At 71.7% G+C, this 20,103-nt stretch carries 19 protein-coding genes; 15 read left to right on the forward strand and 4 right to left on the reverse strand.

The features are described 5' to 3' along the window. Window positions 1–145: 145 nt before the first annotated feature. From MTQ12_RS08465 to proC, 3 genes are all read left to right on the forward strand, one after another. Window positions 146–1,126: a Ppx/GppA phosphatase family protein gene (locus MTQ12_RS08465; protein WP_137318032.1), complete on the forward strand. Its 981-nt coding sequence runs from the start codon at window positions 146–148 to the stop codon at window positions 1,124–1,126. A 148-nt stretch (window positions 1,127–1,274) separates the two neighbouring features. Continuing rightward, window positions 1,275–2,249, forward strand: a complete 975-nt coding sequence (locus MTQ12_RS08470) for a sugar phosphate isomerase/epimerase (RefSeq protein WP_137318031.1) — start codon at window positions 1,275–1,277, stop codon at window positions 2,247–2,249. Next, window positions 2,246–3,061, forward strand: a complete 816-nt coding sequence (proC, locus tag MTQ12_RS08475; RefSeq protein ID WP_247618267.1) for a pyrroline-5-carboxylate reductase — start codon at window positions 2,246–2,248, stop codon at window positions 3,059–3,061. Before MTQ12_RS08470 ends, proC begins: the two co-directional genes overlap by 4 nt. Before the next feature lie 175 nt (window positions 3,062–3,236). Here the strand turns inward: proC and MTQ12_RS08480 are convergent, their stop codons facing one another. From MTQ12_RS08480 to dctP, 4 genes are all read right to left on the reverse strand, one after another. Then, the gene (locus MTQ12_RS08480) at window positions 3,237–4,169 is read right to left on the reverse strand and encodes a hypothetical protein (RefSeq protein ID WP_247618268.1); all 933 of its coding nucleotides are present in this window, start codon (window positions 4,167–4,169) and stop codon (window positions 3,237–3,239) included. A gap of 344 nt (window positions 4,170–4,513) precedes the next feature. After that, window positions 4,514–5,209, reverse strand: coding sequence for a TrkA family potassium uptake protein (locus tag MTQ12_RS08485; protein WP_175406789.1), 696 nt, complete (start codon window positions 5,207–5,209; stop codon window positions 4,514–4,516). Further along, a complete protein-coding gene (locus tag MTQ12_RS08490) occupies window positions 5,202–6,605 on the reverse strand; it encodes a potassium transporter TrkG (protein WP_247618269.1) in 1,404 nt (467 codons plus the stop codon). Before MTQ12_RS08490 ends, MTQ12_RS08485 begins: the two co-directional genes overlap by 8 nt. Window positions 6,606–6,736: 131 nt before the next feature. Next, complete coding sequence (gene dctP / locus MTQ12_RS08495; protein WP_247618270.1) at window positions 6,737–8,011, reverse strand: TRAP transporter substrate-binding protein DctP; 1,275 nt, start codon at window positions 8,009–8,011, stop codon at window positions 6,737–6,739. Window positions 8,012–8,351: 340 nt separating this feature from the next. Here dctP and MTQ12_RS08500 point away from each other — a divergent pair, with 340 nt between their 5' ends. From MTQ12_RS08500 to MTQ12_RS08560, 12 genes are all read left to right on the forward strand, one after another. Beyond that, window positions 8,352–9,554, forward strand: a complete 1,203-nt coding sequence (locus MTQ12_RS08500) for an acetoin utilization protein AcuC (RefSeq protein ID WP_247618271.1) — start codon at window positions 8,352–8,354, stop codon at window positions 9,552–9,554. A 241-nt stretch (window positions 9,555–9,795) separates the two neighbouring features. Then, complete coding sequence (locus MTQ12_RS08505) at window positions 9,796–9,894, forward strand: AURKAIP1/COX24 domain-containing protein (RefSeq protein WP_003792170.1); 99 nt, start codon at window positions 9,796–9,798, stop codon at window positions 9,892–9,894. Window positions 9,895–9,984: 90 nt separating this feature from the next. Further along, a complete protein-coding gene (locus MTQ12_RS08510; RefSeq protein WP_137318026.1) occupies window positions 9,985–10,242 on the forward strand; it encodes a glutaredoxin family protein in 258 nt (85 codons plus the stop codon). A gap of 78 nt (window positions 10,243–10,320) precedes the next feature. Next, complete coding sequence (locus MTQ12_RS08515; protein ID WP_247618272.1) at window positions 10,321–11,052, forward strand: redox-sensing transcriptional repressor Rex; 732 nt, start codon at window positions 10,321–10,323, stop codon at window positions 11,050–11,052. Then, window positions 11,049–13,547, forward strand: coding sequence for a glutamyl-tRNA reductase (gene hemA / locus MTQ12_RS15210; protein ID WP_348983862.1), 2,499 nt, complete (start codon window positions 11,049–11,051; stop codon window positions 13,545–13,547). Before MTQ12_RS08515 ends, hemA begins: the two co-directional genes overlap by 4 nt. Beyond that, a complete protein-coding gene (locus tag MTQ12_RS08530; protein WP_247618273.1) occupies window positions 13,540–15,210 on the forward strand; it encodes a uroporphyrinogen-III synthase in 1,671 nt (556 codons plus the stop codon). The genes hemA and MTQ12_RS08530 overlap by 8 nt, the downstream gene beginning before the upstream one ends. A 1-nt stretch (window position 15,211) precedes the next feature. After that, window positions 15,212–16,210 carry a porphobilinogen synthase gene (gene hemB, locus MTQ12_RS08535; protein ID WP_247618274.1) on the forward strand — a complete coding sequence of 333 codons (999 nt, stop codon included), beginning with the start codon at window positions 15,212–15,214 and terminating at the stop codon, window positions 16,208–16,210. After that, window positions 16,207–16,686, forward strand: coding sequence for a MarR family winged helix-turn-helix transcriptional regulator (locus MTQ12_RS08540; RefSeq protein ID WP_247618275.1), 480 nt, complete (start codon window positions 16,207–16,209; stop codon window positions 16,684–16,686). Before hemB ends, MTQ12_RS08540 begins: the two co-directional genes overlap by 4 nt. Window positions 16,687–16,714: 28 nt before the next feature. After that, window positions 16,715–18,061: a glutamate-1-semialdehyde 2,1-aminomutase gene (hemL, locus tag MTQ12_RS08545; RefSeq protein WP_247618276.1), complete on the forward strand. Its 1,347-nt coding sequence runs from the start codon at window positions 16,715–16,717 to the stop codon at window positions 18,059–18,061. Beyond that, window positions 18,058–18,717, forward strand: coding sequence for a histidine phosphatase family protein (locus tag MTQ12_RS08550; RefSeq protein ID WP_247618277.1), 660 nt, complete (start codon window positions 18,058–18,060; stop codon window positions 18,715–18,717). The genes hemL and MTQ12_RS08550 overlap by 4 nt, the downstream gene beginning before the upstream one ends. After that, complete coding sequence (locus tag MTQ12_RS08555) at window positions 18,714–19,298, forward strand: TlpA disulfide reductase family protein (RefSeq protein ID WP_137318019.1); 585 nt, start codon at window positions 18,714–18,716, stop codon at window positions 19,296–19,298. The genes MTQ12_RS08550 and MTQ12_RS08555 overlap by 4 nt, the downstream gene beginning before the upstream one ends. Before the next feature lie 3 nt (window positions 19,299–19,301). After that, window positions 19,302–20,078, forward strand: a complete 777-nt coding sequence (locus tag MTQ12_RS08560; RefSeq protein WP_137318018.1) for a cytochrome c biogenesis protein CcdA — start codon at window positions 19,302–19,304, stop codon at window positions 20,076–20,078. The last annotated feature ends 25 nt before the right edge of the window (window positions 20,079–20,103 follow it).

A 20,103-nucleotide genomic window follows, 5' to 3' on the forward strand; every position in this document is an offset into this window, starting at 1 on the left:
CTCGATTCGGATACTCCGCAGTACGAGCACGAGGCGCGCCCATGCCCCCGTCCCGCCCGCGCTCCCGCCCCCGCTCCCGCTCCCGCTCCCGACCGCATGCCAGTCCGCGGTCCGCGTCCCCGCACCCTGCCAGTAGACTGACCTCGTGCGCCTCGCAGTCCTCGACATCGGATCCAACAGCGTCCACCTCCTCGTGGTCGACGCCCGGGTGGGAGCCCCACCCCTGCCCGCGACCTCCCACAAGGAGGTCCTCCGCCTCGCCGAGCACCTCAAGGACGACGGCTCGATCTCCGGCTACGGCCAGAACCGACTCGTCGAGTTCTGCCGCGAGGCGATCACCGTCGCCGAGGAGCAGGGCTCCGAGCAGATCCTCGCCTTCGCCACCTCGGCGATCCGCGGCGCCCCCAACGGCGAGGAGACGATCGCCCGGATCCGCGAGGAGTCGGGGATCACCCTCAACGTCATGAGCGGCGAGGAGGAGGCACGCATCACCTTCCTCGCCGTCCGCCGCTGGTTCGGCTGGTCGGCCGGCAGCATCCAGCTCCTCGACATCGGCGGCGGCTCCCTCGAGATCGCCGCCGGCATGGACGAGTACCCCGACGCAGCGCTGTCCGTGCCGCTGGGCGCCGGCCGCATGCACTCGCGCTTCCTGTCCGCAGACACTCCGAGCGCCGACGACATCGACGCCCTGCGCCGGCACGCCCGCCACACGATCGGCCGCGTGGCCGGCGAGATCAACCGGGTGGGCCGGCCGGAGAAGGTCGTCGGCTCCTCGAAGACGTTCCGCTCGCTCGCCCGGATCGGCGGGGCGGCGGCGAGCAGCGAGGGCATCTACGCGCCGCGGATGCTGCGCCGCGCGGACCTGCCCGACATCATCGAGGCGCTCGCGAGCCGCAGCCCCAAGGAGCGGGCCGAGCTGCCGGGCGTCTCCCTGGCCCGCGGCGGCCAGGTGCTCGCCGGGGCGATCGTCGCCGAGGCGGCATTCACGATCTTCGGGATCGAGGAGATGCACATCTCGCCGTGGGCGCTGCGCGAGGGCATCATCATGCGCAAGCTCGATCTGCTCGACACCTCGGAGGAGATCTCGCTCCCGGGCGTCCCCGCGACCGAGGTCCTCACCGACTGAACCCGACCGTCGCCGAGGCGCGGGCGCGGTCCGCATCACGGAGTCGCCCGCGTGCCCCGGCGGGCGGGACCGGGCGCTGACGACTGCCTGCACCCCCGTGCTCCGCCCGAGCCCTGCGCCGGCCGGTCCGGGGGCTAGACTCGGTGCCGTGAGTGCGAAGAAGCGATCCCCCCGCAAGGTGCTGACCAAGAAGAACTCGGCGCGCGCCGACTCGCGCCAGCACCGTGAGCAGCTCGCGCGGAACCCGGTCTACGAGCACGACCGCACCCACGTCTCCGACCACCCGATCCGGGTGGGCCTCTCGACCTCCTCCGTCTACCCGATGACGGTGACCGAGGTGTTCGGCACCGCCCAGCGCCTGGGCTACGACGGCGTCGAGGTGATGATCACGAACAACGCCGAGACCCAGGACGTCGACCTCATGCGCGGCCTCACCGCGCAGACCGGGCTGCCGGTGATGTCGCTCCACGCCCCCACCCTGCTCTTCATGCCGCGCGTCCTCGACAAGGACCACTGGGTCAAGCTGCGCCGGACCTGCGAGATGGCGAAGGAGGTGGGCGCGCGCTCCGTCGTCGTCCACCCGCCGTTCCGCTGGCAGGGCGAGTACGCCAAGGGGTTCGTGCCCGGCGTGCGGGAGCTGTCGAAGGAGACCGGGATGATCCTCGCGGTGGAGAACATGTACCCGTGGCGCGCCGGCGTGCGCGAGGTGCTCGTCTACTACCCGGACTGGAATCCGCTCGACGAGGACTACGACGCGATGACCTTCGACTTCTCCCACGCCGCGACGGCCGGGATGAACGCGCTCGAGACCGTCGCCGGCATCATCGACCGCCTCGCCCACGTCCACCTCACCGACGGCGCCGGCTCCCTCAAGGACGAGCACCTGGTGCCCGGCCGCGGCACGATGCCCGTCGCGGAGACCCTCCAGCACCTCGCCAAGCACAACTGGTCCGGCGACGTCATCGTCGAGGTCAACACCCGGTTCGCCCGCAAGAAGTCCACGCGCGAGGAGATGCTCGCCGAATCCCTCGCGTTCGCCCGCAAGCACCTGGGACTCGATGCCGCTCAGGCGCGAGCCGAGTCGGGGGGATCGGCCGTGACCGCAGACGAGGAGAACGCATGACCATCGCATTCATCGGCACCGGATCCATGGGCGGGGCGCTGCTCGCCGGCGTGCTCCGCGGGGACACCGATCCGGCATCGATCATCGCCACCACGCAGTCCCGCGAGTCCGCCCGGCGGCTCCACGACGAGCTCGGGGTGCGGACCACCGCGGTCGAGGACGACGCGGAGGCCAACCGCGGTGCGGCGGCCGAGGCCGACTACGTGTTCCTCGGGGTCAAGCCCTGGCTCATGGCCGACACGCTCGCCGAGATCGCCGACTCCCTGCGCCCGGGCGCGGTCCTCGTGTCGATGGCGGCCGGGGTGTCTCTCGCCCAGCTCGCCGAGGGGTCCGGCGGCGCGCCGGTCATCCGGGTCATGCCGAACACGCCGAGCGGGATCGGCCACGGGGTCATCGCGCTCGCCGCCACCGCAGACGTCCCGGAGGACGCCGTGACCGAGGTGTCGGAACTGCTCGCCGGGGCCGGTGACGTCGTGCCGATGACCGAGGACGAGCTGCAGACGATGATCGGGCTGTCCGGTTCCGGCGTGGCGTACTTCTTCCTCCTCGCCGAGGAGCTCGTCGCGGCCGGCATCGCCCAGGGGATGAGCCCGGACATGGCGCGGCGGATCGTCGTCGGCACCGCCAGCGGGGCCGGCCGCCTGCTCGAGGACACCCCGGATCCCCGGAAGCTGCGCACCGCGGTGACGAGCAAGGGCGGCACCACGCACGCCGCGATCACCTCGTTCGCCGCCGACGACTTCTCAGCGATCGTCGAGCGCGCCGCCCGCGCTGCCTCCGCCCGGGCCCGGGAGATGGAATCCGGCGACTGATCGCACGGCTGCGGCCGCGGCGCCGGGAACCCATCCACCTGACGCGTGTGCTCGAACCCTCCGTCGACCTGCCATGTGTGCTCGCCGGAGGGCTCGATCATCGAGCGCATGTGCCAGGTCGATGATGCACAGGTGGCTGGTCGGCGTACCGGAGCATGACCTGTTCCAGGGCAACTCACACCGGGACTGCACGCAGTTCGAGGGCCTCCCGGATCTCCCGGCAGAACCGCGCCGCCGAGGTGCGCCGCGTGGTCCGGATGACGATCCATCCGTGCCGGACGAGCGCGCCGTAGCGTTCGATGTCGCGATCCCACTGCGATTCGTCGAGCCGGTGCTGGGGGCCTTCGTACTCGATCGCGATCCGCGGACCGACATATGCCATGTCCGGGTGGATCGCGGTGGGGAGACTCGGCAGCCGCACTGCGGGTGCCACCTCGGGCTCGGGCAGCCCCGCAGCGACGATCGCGAGCCGTGTCCGCGTCTCTCCCGGAGACCGGACACCGGCGCGCGCTCTCGTCAGGGCCTCGAGCGCAGCGCGCCGGCCCCGGTAGTGGGCACGTCCGGTGAGGAGGTCGCGGAGTTCCTCCGCAGTGAGATCCGGGGTGTCCTGCCAGGTGCCGAGCAGCGCGTCGAAGACTGCGATGAGATCGCCGATGCGCAGGTGTCCGGCGAGTTCGTGGATCACCAGATCCCCGCGGTTGATCCGCACGCCGCAGTGCCCACGCGGGTCCAGATGCCGGCTCGCGTGCCCGACGACCCCGGGTCGGCGGACGGGGCGGGTGCCGAAGGGGACCGTGACGTGGAGAAGCGCATCGGCCCGATAGGGGGTCGGGAGACCGAGGAGGAGCGCTGCAGTCGTGTGGGATCCCACGGCGTCCGGGCGAACGGTCTGCAGGGCGGCGAGTCGCTGCTGCACCTCGATCCATGTCGGATCCGCCCACCGGGGAGCGATGACGACGCGGGTGCGGCCGGCATCCTCGTAGACCCCGCGGTGGATGCGCGTGGCGCCGCGCGAGCGCGTCAGCTGATAGCGGGACAGGCCGTGCTCGGCGCGGTCGGCGGAGCAGAACAGTGCCGGCAGTTCGATGCGCTTCGGTGAGGCGGACATGGCGTTCATGCTGTGCGGATCGAACCCGTGGCGCACGGGACGCGGCCGAGGTGTGGACAGCGACCGACGATCCACAGCCTGGCTCTCGCACCGGTCACCCCGGTATCCACAGCCGACACTCGCATCGGTCGGCCGACGTGCGCCCCGAGTCTCAGACCACCAGGTGCGTCATCGACCTGCCGCTTCTGCTCGAACCGGTCATCGATCTGTCAGCAATGCTCGATTCCCGGGCCGATTGTCGTGCACAACTGGCAGGTCGATGGGATCGTCGTGCACAAGTGGCAGGTCGACGGGGAAGAGGGGACGTGTGCTCGAGGGATTCGGTTCCTGGGGCGCTTCAGCCCTCAGGGGCGGCCGGCGAAGCGGCCGAGGAGCTCGACGTGCCCGGCGACGATGAGCACGTCCTGGCTGCCCACCCGGCTCGAGGGCTCGGCATAGGTGAAGTCGCGGCCGGGGCTCTTGATGCCCACCACGGTGACGCCGTACGTGTCGCGGATCCCCGCCTCGGCCAGGGTGAACCCCTGGACCTCCTTGGGCGGGCGCATCTTGACGACGGCGAAGTGCCCGTCGTCGAACTCGATGAAGTCGAGCATCCGGGACGACACGAGGTGCGCCACGCGGGCGCCCGCCTCGGACTCCGGGTAGAGGACGTGCTCGGCGCCGATCCGTCGCAGGATCTTGCCGTGCGAGTTCGACATCGCCTTCGCCCACACCTGGTCGATCCCGAGGTCGACGAGGTTCGCGGTGGTGAGCACGCTCGCCTCGATCGAGGTGCCGATCCCCACGACCGCGGTGCTGAACTCCCCGGCGCCGATCTGCCGCAGCGCCTCGATGTTCGTCGAATCGGCCTCGACGACGTGGGTGAGGCGGCCCGACCACTCCTGCACGGCCTCGGGGTTCTTCTCGATCGCCATGACCTCGCGGCCGAGCTTCATGAGGTTCTCCGCCGTCGCTCCGCCGAACCGTCCGAGCCCGATGACGAGGATCGAGGCGCTCGACTCGATCGCTGACGCGCGGTCGGCGCGGGACTTCCTAGCCAATGATCGGCCTCTCTTCCGGATAGCGGAACAACCGGCGCGAGTTCTGCTGCGACAGCGCTGCGGCAAGCGTAATCGTACCGAGCCGCCCGAGGAACATGAGCACGCTGAGCACGTAGAGGCCGGAGTCCGGTGCCTCGGCGGTGACCCCCGAGCTCAGGCCGCACGTGCCGAAGGCGGAGATCACCTCGAACAGCACGAGGTCGAGCGGCATCCGGGTGAAGTGGAGCATCGCGAGGGTGCCGGCGAACACGAGCGCGCTGCCGGCGAGCGTCACCGAGATCGCGACCTTGATGACCGGCGGGTCGATCCGGCGATGGAACGCGGTGACCTCCTGGAGGCCGCGGGCCTCGGACAGCGCGGCGAGGGCGAGCACCGCGAGCGTGGTGACCTTGATGCCCCCGGCCGTCGACGAGGAGCCGCCGCCGATGAACATGAGCACGTCGAGGAGCAGATGGCTCGTCTGATTCATGTCCGCGATCTCCATCGTGGCGAACCCGCCCGAGCGCGGCATGACCGCCATGAAGAGTACCTCGAGGGCGGTGTGGCCCGGGCCCTCGGCGCCGAGGGTACGGGGGTTCGAGGCCTCGAAGAAGAGGAGCATGACGAAGCCGATGAACACGAGGATCGCCGAGGTCGCGAGCGTGAGCTTGGTGTGGAGGTCCCACGACCGCGGCCGGTTCCACGCGATGGTGATCATGAGGACGACGGGGAAGCCGAGCGAGCCAACGAACACCGAGACCATGATCACCGAGAGGAACCACGGGTCGTTCGTGAAGTGCTCCATCCCGCCGGGGTGGACGGTGAAGCCGGCGTTGTTGAACGAGGAGATCGCGTAGAACACCGAGTGCCAGATCGCGGTGCCGATCGACTCGCCCTTGCCGAGGAACGACGGCAGGAGGAGGCCGGCGACGATGACCTCGGCGATGAGGATCGTCGAGACCACGGTGCGCAGCAGGGTGCCGACCTGGCCGATCTGGAAGGTGTTCGTCGCCTGGGCGGCGATGAGGCGCTGCCGCACCCCGAGCTTCTTCGACACGGCCATGCCGAGCACCGAGGCGAGGGTGAGGATGCCGAGGCCGCCCACCTGGATGGCCGCGGTGATGACGCCGATGCCGAAATCCGACCAGTATTCCTCGGTCACCACGGGGGAGAGGCCGGTGACGCAGACCGCCGAGACCGCGACGAACAGGCTGACGGCGAAGCTGAAGTCCTCGGGGTTCCGATGGGCGACCGGCAGGCAGAGGAGCGCGGTGAAGATCGCGATCGCCCCGAGGAACGACACCATCGCCAGGCGCGCGGGCGAGGCGTCGGCGACCTCGTCGATGAAGTCGCGGAGGCGCCGGCCGGGGGAGAGCACCCGGTCGCGGAACGGGGAGGCCGGCCGGCGACCGTTCACGGGGACAGTCCATTCATAGGGACAGTGTAGACAGTGCCGACGCCCACCAGGAGCGATGGCGCTCCGGGTGGGCGTCGGCGGTTCGTGCGGACGGTCAACGGGCACGTGTCCGCCCGGCGGTCACCTCCCGATCACTGCGGGCGGTGGGGGAGTGCGGTCTCCTCGAACACGCGCTCGGCCATCGGGGCCATGTCGGCCTCGCCGCTCTCCCACCACTCGTCCATCTCCTCGAATGAGCCGCCGTCCTCGAAGCCGAGCTCCTCGACCGCGCCGCTCCAGGTCTCGATCGACTCGCTGACCCGGGCGTCGATGTCCTCGCCGAGGATGCCGCCGTCCACGACCTCCTGGCGCTGCCGGGCGTTCTCCTCCTTGATGAGCTCCTCGGTCCCCGGGTCGAAGACCGCGATCTCACCGCCGGCCTCCTTGGCCTGGCGCACGCTCTCCGCATTGCCGTCGGCCGTGATCCCGACGAAGCCGGAGTACGAGGTGGCCGCCGCGTCGAAGATGATCTGCTGGTAGGCCAGCGGGAGGTTCGCGAAGCTCGACCCGGCGAGCTCGGCGCCGACCGCGCGCGAGGACATGCTCGCCTCGTCCGTGCTGTAGGAGATGTTCGGGGCGACCTCGAGGATCCCCGATTCCGCCGAGGGGAGCAGCTGTGCAAAGGTGCAGTCCACGGTGCCGCGTTGGAGCGCCTCGAAGACCTCGACGTATTCCATCGACACCGGCGAGGCGCCGAGGGCGTTGGCGACGCCGTGATGCGAGGTGCTCGCGACGCGGATCTGCCGGCCCTTCCAGTCGTCGGGCTGCGAGCCCGGTTCGGCGCACACGGCGTAGTAGCCGCCCGAGGACACGATCGGGGTCAGGGGAGTGACGCCCTGCGCCTCGTACTCCTCGAGCAGCGATTCCGAGCTCCAGCCGATGTCCGCCGAGACCGCGGTCATCACCATCTCACCGGTCATCGGCGAGATCGGCACGCCGGAGAAGGACTTCGCCGCGGCGTCGAACGACGGGTAGTCGCTCGGGTTGTAGATCGGCAGATCGTAGGCGAGGTCGAGGCGGCCGTCGGCCAGCGCATCGTCGACCTCCGCGTACCCGGCGATGGCCTGGCCCCAGATGATCTCGATCTCGATCTTGCCGCCCGAGCGCTCCTCGATGTACTCCTTGTACCCGAGCGCGGCCGGAGCCATCACCGAGTTCTGCGAAGCTGCCGGCGGCTGGTACTTGAGCGTCACCGGTTCGAGGTCGGCGATCGCGGCGTCGACCTCCTCCTGCGAGGCGCCGTACTCGAATCCCTCGCCCCCGCCGGAGCCTGCGCCTCCGCCGCTGCCGGCGGAGCCCGCGCAGCCGCTGAGAACGAGTGCGCTCGAGGAGGCGAGTGCGAGGAGAGGAAGGGTTCTGGTCTTCATGCGTGAGGACACCTTTGTCGTCGGAGTGGATCGGGTGGATCAGGGGGTGACTGAAGACTACTAAACATTCGGTTGGGTTTGAAGACGGAGCGACGGCATGGACTTCCTGCCCGCTCCGGCAGCGGCATCGCACCGCGGTGCCCGGGTGCCGCCCCGGTTCCGGGGAGCGCCCGCGTCGGCCGGACCGACGCCCCGCATCACCCCCGTCCCACCTCTCCCGCACCCCCGAACCGACACCGGCCACTGCCCCGAACCCACACCGGCCACCACTGTGAACCCACACCGGCCACTACCCCGAACCGACAGTGACCCGGCTCGCATTCGGCGCTACAGTGGGGGAATGAGCAGGCGCGAGACCGACGTTTTCGTCATCTGGGACGACTCCTTCACGGAGTACAATTTCGGGCCCGAGCACCCGATGAACCCGCTGCGCCTCGACCTCACGGCCAAGCTCGCCACCGATTTCGGACTCTTCGACAACGCCCGCGTCCACATCTCCGGCGTCCCCGAGGTCGACGAGCCCACCCTGCTCCGCCTCCACTCGCAGGAGTTCGTCGACGCGGTCAAGGACGCGGAGCGCTCGAGCTCGATCGACGAGGCGACCGCGCAGAAGTACGGCGTCGGCACCGAGGACGTCCCCCGCTTCGAGAAGATCCACGAGGCCTCCGGCCGGATCTTCCAGGGCAGCGCCGAGGCCGCCCGCGCGATCACCGGCGGCAACTACGAGCGCGCCGTGAACTTCTGCGGCGGCATGCACCACGCGATGCCGGGCCGCGCCGCCGGCTTCTGCGTCTACAACGACCTCGCCGGCGCGATCGACCACTTCCTCGCCGAGGGCTACGAGCGCATCGCCTACCTCGACCTCGACGCCCACCACGGCGACGGGGTGGAGAGCTTCTACTGGGACGACCCCCGGGTGCTCACGATCTCGCTCCACGAGAACGGCCGCTTCCTGTTCCCGGGCACCGGCTTCGCCAACGACATCGGCGGGCTGTCGGCCTCCGCCTCGGCGGTCAACGTCGCCCTGCCCCCGCGCACCGACGACGCCGATTGGCTGCGCGCCATCGACTCCGTCGTGCCGGCCGTGCTCCGCGAGTTCCGCCCGCAGGTGCTCATCTCCCAGCACGGCTGCGACGGCCACCGCCTCGACCCGCTCACCCACCTCCGGCTCAGCGTCGACGCGATGCGCCGCGCCGCCGAATGGGTGCGCGACCTCGCCGACGACTACGCCGAGGGCAAGTGGCTCGCCACCGGCGGTGGCGGGTACGCGCTCGTCGACGTCGTCCCGCGCGCCTGGGTCAACCTCGTCGCGATCGCCGCCGGGGCCGACATCGCGCCCTCGACCGCCCTGCCCGAGCGCTGGAAGGACTACGTCACCGCGATCGCCGGCATCACCCCGCCGGAGGTCATGACCGACGGCCACGACGGGATGTTCAGCTCCTGGGCCGAGGGCTTCGATCCCGAGTCCGACCTCGACCGCACGGTGATGTCGACGCGGAAGAACATCTTCCCCTTCTACGGACTCGACGCCTACTACGACTGACGCCCGCCGCCCCTGTTCCCGCAGGCGCCCACCGCCCCGCAGGCCGCCGCCGAGGCGCCCCGCAGGCCGCCGCCGAGGCGCCCCGCCGTCCCGAGGTGAGCACCCCGCCCGCCGCGTGGGGTGCGTCTCACCGAGACTCGAAACTTGGGGTTCGACGCCGGGAGGCGATAGAATCGAGCGGTTCAGTTCAGCAGGTGCGCACGGCGTGTTCACCTGGATTTCGACTCCGTGAGGAAACACTGTGGGTTCTGTCATCAAGAAGCGTCGCAAGCGTATGGCCAAGAAGAAGCACCGCAAGCTTCTCCGCAAGACCCGCCACCAGCGCCGCAACAAGAAGTAAGCCGCTGGGCCGCGGCTTCGGACCCCCGTCGGAGACGCCGGCGGGGCTTCGTACTGCCGCCGCGGCACGGCGCGCGTCGAGGGAGAGAGCATGAGTGTCGAGCTGACGTTCCTCACCCGTCGGGACTGCCATCTGTGCGAGACCGCGCGGGAGAACGTGCAGACCGCGATCGCCTCCCGCGACGTGACGCTCACCGAGGTCGACGTCGACACCGACGCCGACCTCCGCGACAAGTACGGCTGGGACGTGCCGGTGGTCCTCCTCGACGGCCGGCAGCACAGCTTCTACCGCGTCGACCCGCAGCGGCTCGCCCGCGCGATCGACGCGCTCATCGCCCGCCGGCCATGACCACGGCCGCCGGCGACCACATGGAACAGGAGTGACGCGGTGGTGGATACCGTGCCCCGGTCGGCATCCCGACCCGGCATGCCCGCACGCGCCGTCCCCGCCCCGGTGGTGGGCCGGCTGCCCGGGTACCTCCAGGCCCTCGAGGTGCTCATCTCCGATGACGTGCCCACCGTGTCGAGCGAGGAGCTCGCCGGGATGTGCGGGGTGCGCTCCGCGATCCTGCGCCGCGACCTCAGCCACCTCGAATCCGCCGGCCGGCGCGGCGTCGGCTACGAGTGCGCGGCGCTCGCCGCCACCATCCGAGAGTTCCTCGGGGTCGACCGGACGCGCCGGATCGGCATCATCGGCGCCGGCCGCCTGGGCTCCGCGCTCGCCGACTACGCCGGCATCCCCGACCGCGGCTTCGCCCTCCACGGCGTCTTCGACATCGACCCCGCGGTCATCGGCACGACCGTCGGCGGCGTCGCCGTCGCACCGGTCGCCGAGCTCGCCCGCGCCGTCGCCGCCGAGCGCATCGAGCTCATCATCATCGCCGTCCCCGCCTCCTCGGCCCAGGCCGCCGCGGACGCCGCAGTGGACGCCGGGGTGCGCGGACTCATGAGCTTCGCCCCCGTCGTCCTCACCGTCCCCTCCGAGGTCCGCGTCCGGCACGTCGACCTCGCCACCGAGCTGCAGGTGCTCGCCTACTACACCGCTGCGGAATCCCCGGACGCAGCCGCAGCCGAACCCGCAGCACCCCGGCCGGCCCCCGGGTCCGGGACGCACACAGACGCCATCGCACCAGCAGACACAACGGAGCAGCAGCAGTGACCCTTCTCGTCCTGGGAATCTCCCACCGGTCCGCGCCCATGTCGGTCCTCGACGCGCTGGCCCTCGATGCGCAGGGGGTCGACGCGCTCCTCGACCGCGCCCGGGCGGGCAGGTACGTCGACGGGGCGACCGTGCTCGCCACGTGCAACCGGCTCGAGCTCATCGCCGATGTCGAGGCCTTCCACGGCGGCCTCGCCGACCTCGGCTCCGCGCTCGTCGAGGCGGTCGGACTGCCCTGGGACGAGCTCGCCCACCACGTCTACGTGTACTTCGACACCAAGGCGATGGAGCACCTCCTCACCCTCGCCGCCGGCCTCGACTCGATGGCGCTCGGCGAGGCGCAGATCCTCGGCCAGCTCCGCCAGTCCTTCACCTCCGCGCAGGAGTCCGGGGCACTCACCGGCGACCTGTCCCGCGCCCTCCAGGAGGCGCTGCGCGTCGGCAAGCGAGCCCACTCCGAGACCGCCCTCGACAGCGTCTCCCAGTCGCTCCTCGACACCGCGCTCGCCGCTGCGGTGCCCCACATCGGCCCGCTCGAGCAGGCGAACGCGCTCGTCGTCGGGGCCGGTGCGATGTCCGGGCTCACCGTCGCCACCCTCCACCGCGCCGGGGTCGCACGCATCACCGTGATCAACCGGACGCTCGAGCGCGCCGAACGGCTCGTGGCCCCCGTGGGCGGCCGTGCGATCACCCTCGACGAGGAGTCCCTCGCCCGCGAGATCGCCGATGCGGACCTCGTCGTGTCCGTCACCGGCTCCCGCGGCACCGTGCTCGGCCAGGACCAGATCATCGCCGGCATGCAGCAGGACCTCGACGACCAGCCCAACAAGTTCCTCATCGACCTCGCGCTGCCCCACGACATCGCCCCCGACGTCGAGGAGCTCCCGCACATCCGCCTGCTCGGCCTCGAGGACCTGTCCGCGATGTTCGCCGACACCGGCCACCGCACCGACTCCGACGTCGTGTCCGTCATCACCGAGGTGCGCGGAATCATCCGCACCGAGATGGAGAGCCTCGCCGCTCACCGCGAGGCCCGCCGCATCGCTCCGACGGTGAGCGCGCTGCGCTCCCAGGCCGAGGCGACCGTCGACTCCGAGTACGCGCGCCTGGAGAAGAAGCTCGCCGGGAAGGTCGACGAGAGGGCGCTCGCGGAGATCCGCAAGGCGATGGCCCGCGCGGTGGACAAGATCATCCACACGCCCACCGTCAAGGTCAAGGAGCTCTCCGCCGGCGACTCCGAGGTCGACTACGCCGCGGCGCTCACCACCCTGTTCGACCTCTCCGCCAAGCCCAAGGCCGACGGCATCGACCGCTCCAAGGTCGCCGTCAGCGCCCCCGGCGTGCCGCCGGTGACCGCGCGGAACAACCACTACATCCCCGCCGACGGCCTGCGCCCGGTCGCCGACCACACACTCGACGTCATCGAGCCGGCCAAGCCCACCGGGCGCACCCTGCGGCTCGGCACCCGCCGGTCGATGCTCGCCCGCTCCCAGTCCACTGCGATCGCCCAGCAGATCGCCGCGCAGACCGGCTGGCGGGTGGAGATCGTCGAGGTCGTGACCGAGGGCGACGTCAACATGAACCCGCTCGCCCAGATGGGCGGCACCGGGGTGTTCGTGTCCGCCGTCCGCACCGCGCTCCTCACCGGCAAGATCGACGTCGCCGTGCACTCGCTCAAGGATCTGCCGACAGCGCCGGCGCCGGGCATCGAGCTCGCCGCGGTGCCGCCGCGCGTCGACCCCTCCGACGTCCTCATCGCCCGCGACGGGCTCGCACTGTCCGAGCTGCCCGCCGGGTCGATCGTCGGCACCGGCTCGCCGCGCCGGGCTGCCCAGCTGCGCGCCGCCCGCCCCGACATCGAGGTGCGCGGGGTGCGCGGCAACGTCGACACCCGCATCCGCCACGTCACCGAGGGCCGGATCGACGGCGTCGTGCTCGCCGCCGCGGGCATCCGCCGCCTCGGCCGGCTCGCCGAGGTCACCGACGTCATCGACTCCTCCGTCATGCTCCCGGCCCCCGGCCAGGGCGCGCTCGCGATCGAGTGCCGCTCGGTCGACTCCGACCTCGGCGAGTTCGACGCCGAGGTGCGCCGCGCCCTCGACTCGATCCACGACGAGGCGACGGCGCTCGCGGTGATGTGCGAGCGCGCCGTGCTGTCCCGCGCCGAGGCCGGCTGCTCCGCCCCGATCGGCGCGCTCGCGCAGATCGACGGCCACTCGCTGAGCATCACCGGGGTCATGGCCGACGACGCCGGCCGCCTCCAGCGCGTCAGCCGGATGGCGAGCCTGCCCCGCCGCAGCGCCGAGGTCACCCGCGCCGAGGTGCGCCACGCCGCCCGCTCGCTGGGCGCGGAGACCGCCGACGAGATGCTCTCCGCCCTCGGCATCACGATCGGCGGCTCGGCCGGCACCAACGCCCCGTCCGAGCACGTCGACCCGCGCACCCCGGCGACCGTCGGCGCCGGCGGCGGAACCCGGGACGGTGCGCATGACTGAGCCGACGACCGCACAGACGAGCACCCCGACGACCGCACCGGCGGGTGCCCCGGAGACCGCACCCGCCGCGCTCGCCGCCTGGCCCGCCGTGCCGACGCGCCCCCTCGTCTACTTCCTCGGCGTGGGCCCCGGCGACCCCGGTCTCATGACCTACAAGGGTGCGGAGCTGCTCGAGCGCGCCGCGCTCGTCGTCCGCGACCCGGGCGTGCTCGACGAGATCGTCGAGGCCTTCGTCGACACCGAGGTGCCGCTCGTCGACGCCGAGGAGCTCGGCCAGGCCGCCTCGACCCGCGGCCGCCGACTCGCCGAGCTCGCCCGCGAGCACGGCACCGTCGTGCGCCTCGTCCCGCACGACGGCATCCTGTTCTCCACCACCACGGACGAGGCCGCCGCCTGCCGCCGCAACGAAGTCGAGTTCGAGATCGTCCCCGGCGTCGGCACGAGCTCGTCCATGTCGGCCTACACCGGCACCCCGATCACCACCAACCGGGTGCGCTCCGTGCGCTTCGTCGAGGCCGGCTCGCAGACCCACACCGACGTCTCCAAGCACCGCAACACCGGCCACGTCATCAGCGGCACCGTCGAGCAGATGATCGAGGCCCTGACCGCGCTGCTGTCCGATGGCTGGCCGGAGTCCACCCCGGTGCTGCTCGCCACCCAGATCTCCACCGTCCACCAGGTCACGATCGAGGCGACGATGTCGACGGCCGCCGCCCGCCTGCTCGACGAGGCCGAGCCCGGTGAACCCGTCGTCATGCTCATGGGCCAGGGCATCGAGCAGCGCACCGACCTGTCCTGGTTCGAGTCCAAGCCGCTGTTCGGCTGGCAGGTGCTCATCCCGCGCACCCGCGAGCAGGGCGCCTCGACCGCGGAGCTGCTCGCCGAGCACGGCGCGGTCGGCACGATCGTGCCGACGATCGCGATCCAGCCGCCGCGCACCCCCAACCAGATGGAGAAGGCGATCCGCGCCCTCGTCACCGGCGACTACCAGTGGGTGGGCTTCACCTCGGTCAACGCCGTGCGGGCGGTGCGCGACTGGCTCGAGCAGTTCGGCCTCGACACCCGCTGCCTCGCCGGCGTCAAGGTCGCCGCGGTCGGCGGACCCACCGCGCAGGCGCTGCTCGACTGGGGCGTGGCGCCCGACCTCGTGCCGAGCGGGGAATGGTCGGCCCGCGGCCTGCTCGAGGACTGGCCGGAGTTCGAGGACTCCGCCGACCCCATCAACCGGGTGCTGCTCCCGCGCGCCGACATCGCCACCGAGGTGCTCGTCGACGGGCTGCGCGAGGCCGGCTGGGACGTCGACGACGTCACCGCCTACCGCACCGTGCGCGCCGCCCCGCCTCCGGCGCCCATCCGCGAGAGCATCAAGCGCGGCGACTTCGACGCCGTCCTCTTCACCTCCTCGTCGACCGTGCGCAACCTCGTGGGGATCGCGGGCAAGCCGCACCCCACGACCGTCGTCGCATGCATCGGCCCGGCCACCGCGCAGACTGCGGAGGACCACGGACTGACCGTCGACGTCATCGCCTCCGAAGCGCACCTCGGCTCGCTCATCGCCGGGCTCGTCGAGCACGCGCGGTCCCTGCGGGCTGCCGACAGCGCCGCCAACCGCTCCCCGCTGCGCCCCTCGCAGCGCCGCCGCACCGCCCGGAAGAAGAGATGACATGAACGACTACGCCCTGGCCCCCGGAGCCCCCCGAACCCGCCGCCTGCGCCGTTCGGCGGCCGTGCGCCGGCTGGTCCGGGAGCACCGGCTCAACCCCGCGGACCTCGTCCTGCCGATGTTCGTCAAGGAGAGCCTGCACGAACCCGCCGAGCTGCAGAGCATGCCCGGCGTCCACCAGCACACGCTCGACTCGCTCGTCGAGGCCGCGGTCGCCGCCGCCGACGCCGGGGTCGGCGGGCTCATGCTGTTCGGCATCCCCGCCGAGCGCGACGAGATCGGCTCGCAGGGGTGGGCGCCCGACGGCATCCTCAACCGGGCGATCGCCGCGGTCCGCGCCGCAGTGGGGGAGCGCACCGTCGTCATGGCCGACCTGTGCCTCGACGAGTTCACGTCCCACGGCCACTGCGGCGTGCTCGACGACGCCGGGGAGGTCGACAACGACGCGACGCTCGACGCCTACGCCCGGATGGCGCTCGCCCAGGCCGCCGCCGGGGCCGAGGTGCTCGGCCTGTCCGGCATGATGGACGGCCAGGTCGCCGCCGTGCGCCACGCGCTCGACACCGCCGGGCGCACCGACGTCATCGTGCTCGGCTACACCGCGAAGTACTCCTCGGCGTTCTACGGCCCGTTCCGCGAGGCCGTCGACTCCCAGCTCTCCGGCGACCGCCGCACCTACCAGCAGGACCCGGCGAACGGGCGCGAGGCGCTGCGCGAGCTCGAGCTCGACCTCGCCGAGGGGGCCGACATCGTCATGGTCAAGCCCGGCCTGCCCTACCTCGACGTGCTCGCCGAGGTTGCCGTCGCCAGCCCGGTGCCGGTGTGGAGCTACCAGATCTCCGGGGAGTACGCGATGGTCGAATTCGCCGCTCGCGCCGGGGCGATCGACCGGATGCACGCGATCCTCGAGAGCCTGCTCGCCTTCAAGCGGGCCGGCGCCGACGCGATCCTCACCTACTGGGCCGCCGAGGTCGCCGCGGAGCTCGGAGCCTCCCGGTGACCGCGGAGAACGGGGCCCCGGAGCCGCGCTGGCTCTCCACCACCGAGCAGCACGCCTGGCGGAACCTCGTCGAGGCCTTCGAGCTCCTCATGCGCCAGCTCGACAAGGACCTGCGTGCGAACTTCCCCATCGGCATGCCCGAGTACGAGCTCCTCGTGCGGCTCTCCGAGCAGCCCGAGCGCACGATGCGCATGGCGGTGCTCGCCGACGAGGTCGGGATGTCCCGCTCCCGGCTCACCCACATCGTGTCCCGGATGGAGAAGCGCGGACTCGTCATCCGGTGCTCGATCGCCGAGGACGGCCGCGGCGTCAACTGCACGATGACCGACGACGGCTACGCGCTGCTCGTCGAGGCCGCCCCGCTCCACGTCGCCGGGGTCCGCGAGCACCTCATCGATTTGCTGGACGAGCACGAGATCGAGACGATGAGGGACACCTTCCGCACCGTCAACGCCCACATGCGCACCCAGCGCTGAGACCCGAACCCCGATCCCGAGGAGCGACATGACCCCGCAGCCCACCGACCGGTCCCGGAGCCTGTTCGAGCGGGCCTCCGCCGTCATCCCCGGAGGCGTGAACTCCCCGGTGCGGGCGTTCGGCGCCGTGGGCGGCACCCCGCGCTTCATCGACCGTGCCGAGGGCGCGCTGCTCACCGACGTCGACGGCAACGAGTACGTCGATCTCATCGGCTCCTGGGGTCCGATGATCCTCGGCCACGCCCACCCGCAGGTGCTCGACGCCGTCCAGCAGGCCGCGGCCAGGGGATTCTCCTTCGGCACCCCGAGCGAGAACGAGGTGCTGCTGGCCGAGGCGATCACCGCCCGGATCGACCCGGTCGACGAGGTGCGCCTCGTGTCCTCGGGCACCGAGGCGACGATGTCGGCGATCCGGCTGGCCCGCGGCTACACCGGCCGGCCCGTCGTCGTGAAGTTCGCCGGCTGCTACCACGGGCACGTCGACGCGCTGCTCGCCGAGGCCGGCTCCGGGCTCGCGACCTTCTCCCTGCCCGACACCCCGGGCGTGACCGGGGCGAGCGCGGCGGACACCATCGTCCTGCCCTACAACGATCAGGACGCGCTGCGCGCGGCCTTCGCCGAGCACGGCGACCGGATCGCCTGCGTCATCACCGAGGCCTGCCCGGGCAACATGGGCATCGTGCCGCCGCGCGACGGCTTCACCCAGCTCATGCGAGAACTCACCCACCAGCACGGGGCACTGCTGATCTCCGACGAGGTCATGACCGGCTTCCGGGTGTCGGCCACCGGCTGGTACGGCTGGGAGCACGAGCGCGCCGGCTACCCCGACGGACCCCCGGACCTCTTCACCTTCGGCAAGGTCATGGGCGGCGGCTTCCCGGCCGCGGCCTTCGGCGGCCGCCGCGAGGTCATGTCCCACCTCGCCCCGGCCGGACCCGTCTACCAGGCCGGCACGCTGTCGGGGAACCCCGTCGCCACCGCCGCCGGGCTCGCCACGCTGCGCCTGACCGAGGAGCTCGACGTGTACCCGACGCTCGAGGCCGCCGCGGACGCCCTGCGCCCGGAGATCTCCGCCGCGCTGACCGCCGCCGGGGTGCCCCACGTCATCCAGAGCGCGAACTCGATGTTCTCGGTGTTCTTCACCGACCGCGAGGTCGTCGACTACGCCGACTCCCGCAGCCAGGACAGCGCGGCCTACGCCGCGTTCTTCACCTCGATGCTCGAGCAGGGCATCCACCTGCCGCCGAGCGCCTTCGAGGTGTGGTTCCTCTCCCTCGCCCACACCGGGGACGTCCTCGACCGGATCGTGTCCGCCCTCCCGGCGGCCGCCCGCGCCGCGGCCGGCGCCCAGACCGGTGGGACGGGGTCGGCATGAGCCGCGTGACGATCCACCTCACCCGGCACGGCGAGGTCCACAACCCCGAGGGCATCCTCTACGGGCGGATCCCCGGCTACGGCCTGTCCGAGCGGGGCCGCGCGATGGCCGAGCGCCTCGGCGGGTTCTACGCGGAGGCCGGCCGGGACGTGCGGCTCCTCGTGAGCTCCCCGCTCCAGCGCGCCCAGGAGACCATCGCCCCGATCGCGTCCGCGCTCGCGCTCGAGCCGCGCATCGATGAGCGGGTGATCGAGGCGGGCAACGCGTTCGAGGGCATGCTCGTCGACCGCAGCAGCCTGTCCCGCCCGGAGAACCTCGCGAAGGTCTACAACCCGTTCCGCCCGTCCTGGGGCGAGGCCTACACCGACCAGGTCAAGCGCATGCGCGCTGCGATGGCGAGCCTGCGGGTGCGCCTCGAGGCCCGCGCCCGGGCCGACGGCGGGGAGCCCGAGGGCGTCATCGTGTCCCACCAGCTGCCGATCTGGGTCACCCGCCGCGCAGCCGAGGGCCGGCCGCTGTGGCACGACCCCCGGGACCGGGAGTGCGCGCTCGCCTCTGTCACCTCATTCACATTCGAGTCTGGCACACTGGTGGCCGTGGAATACCAGGACGTGTGCGTAGACCTCCAGCCGAACCGGGCGGTGCCCGGGGCATGACGAGCCGACGCCAGCTGCTGTCCCTCGCCGCCACCGCCGCCGTCGGCGTGCTCGCCGTCGGCTGCTCCGCGGAGTCCGATGCGCTCGCCGAGCAGGCCGGCTCCGACCAGGGCTACGTGTCCGGCACCGGCGTCATCACCCAGGTGCCGGCCGAGGAGCGCGGCGAGCCCCTCGAGCTCGAGTTCGAGCTGCTCGACGGGACCACCGCCTCGCTCGCGGAGTGGCGGCCGAAGGCCGTCGTCATCAACCTCTGGTACGCCGCCTGCCCGCCGTGCCGCAAGGAGGCCCCGGACCTCGCGAACGCCGCGCAGGCCTTCTCCGAGGAGACGATGTTCCTCGGCGTCAACGTCCGCGACCAGGCCGCCGCCGCGCAGGCGTTCGTCGACTCCTTCTCCGTGCCGTACCCGAACATGCTCGACACCGACGGCACCATGGTCGCCGCGCTGTCGACGATCCTGCCGCCGCAGGCCACCCCCTCGACGGTGATCCTCGACGCGCAGGGCCGCGCCGCCGCCCGCGTCGTCGGCGCCGTCGAGGAGTCGACGCTGCGCGGTCTCATCGAAGACGTGCTGGCGGAATGATCCGTGCCTGACGTCCTCGCCGGAATCGGATCGACCTTCGCCCAGACCGCGCTCGACGGCCCGCTGCTCGCCGCGATCGCGGTCGCCGCGCTCGCCGGGGCCGTGTCCTTCGCCTCGCCGTGCGTGCTCCCGCTCGTGCCCGGCTACGTCGGCTACGTCACCGGGCTGTCCGGCGATGCGCTGAGCGACCGGCGGACCGGCCGGGTGGTGCTCGGGATCAGCCTGTTCGTCCTCGGCTTCGCCGTCGTGTTCGTCGCGCTCGGCACCCTGTTCTCCGGCCTCGGGATGATCCTCGCGCCGTGGATCGACCTCGTCACCCGGATCATGGGTGTCGTCGTCATCATCGCCGGCATCGTGTTCCTCGGCGGCCTGCGGATCTTCCAGCGCGAGGCCCGCATCCACGCCCGGCCGCGCGCCGGCCTGTGGGGCGCCCCCGTGCTCGGGGCGACCTTCGCGCTCGGCTGGGCGCCGTGCATCGGCCCCACGCTCGCCGCCGTGCTCGCGCTGTCGACCGGTTTCGGGGCCGAGGGCGGCCTGTGGCGCGGCGCGCTCCTGACCTTCGTCTACTGCCTGGGTCTCGGCATCCCCTTCATCCTGCTCGCCGTCGCCCTCCACAAGGGGATGGGCCGGGTCGCCTGGCTGCGTCGGCACCAGCGGACCATCGTGCAGGTCGGCGGCGCCATGCTCATCCTGCTCGGCATCCTCCTCGTCACCGGCCTGTGGACGCGCTGGATCTACAGCCTGCAGGGACTCATCTCCGGGTTCGAGATGGTGATCTGAGACCGCCATGAAGCGAGAGGAGACG

It is taken from the genome of Brevibacterium sp. R8603A2, from assembly GCF_023072605.1.
Lineage (GTDB): Bacteria > Actinomycetota > Actinomycetes > Actinomycetales > Brevibacteriaceae > Brevibacterium > Brevibacterium pityocampae.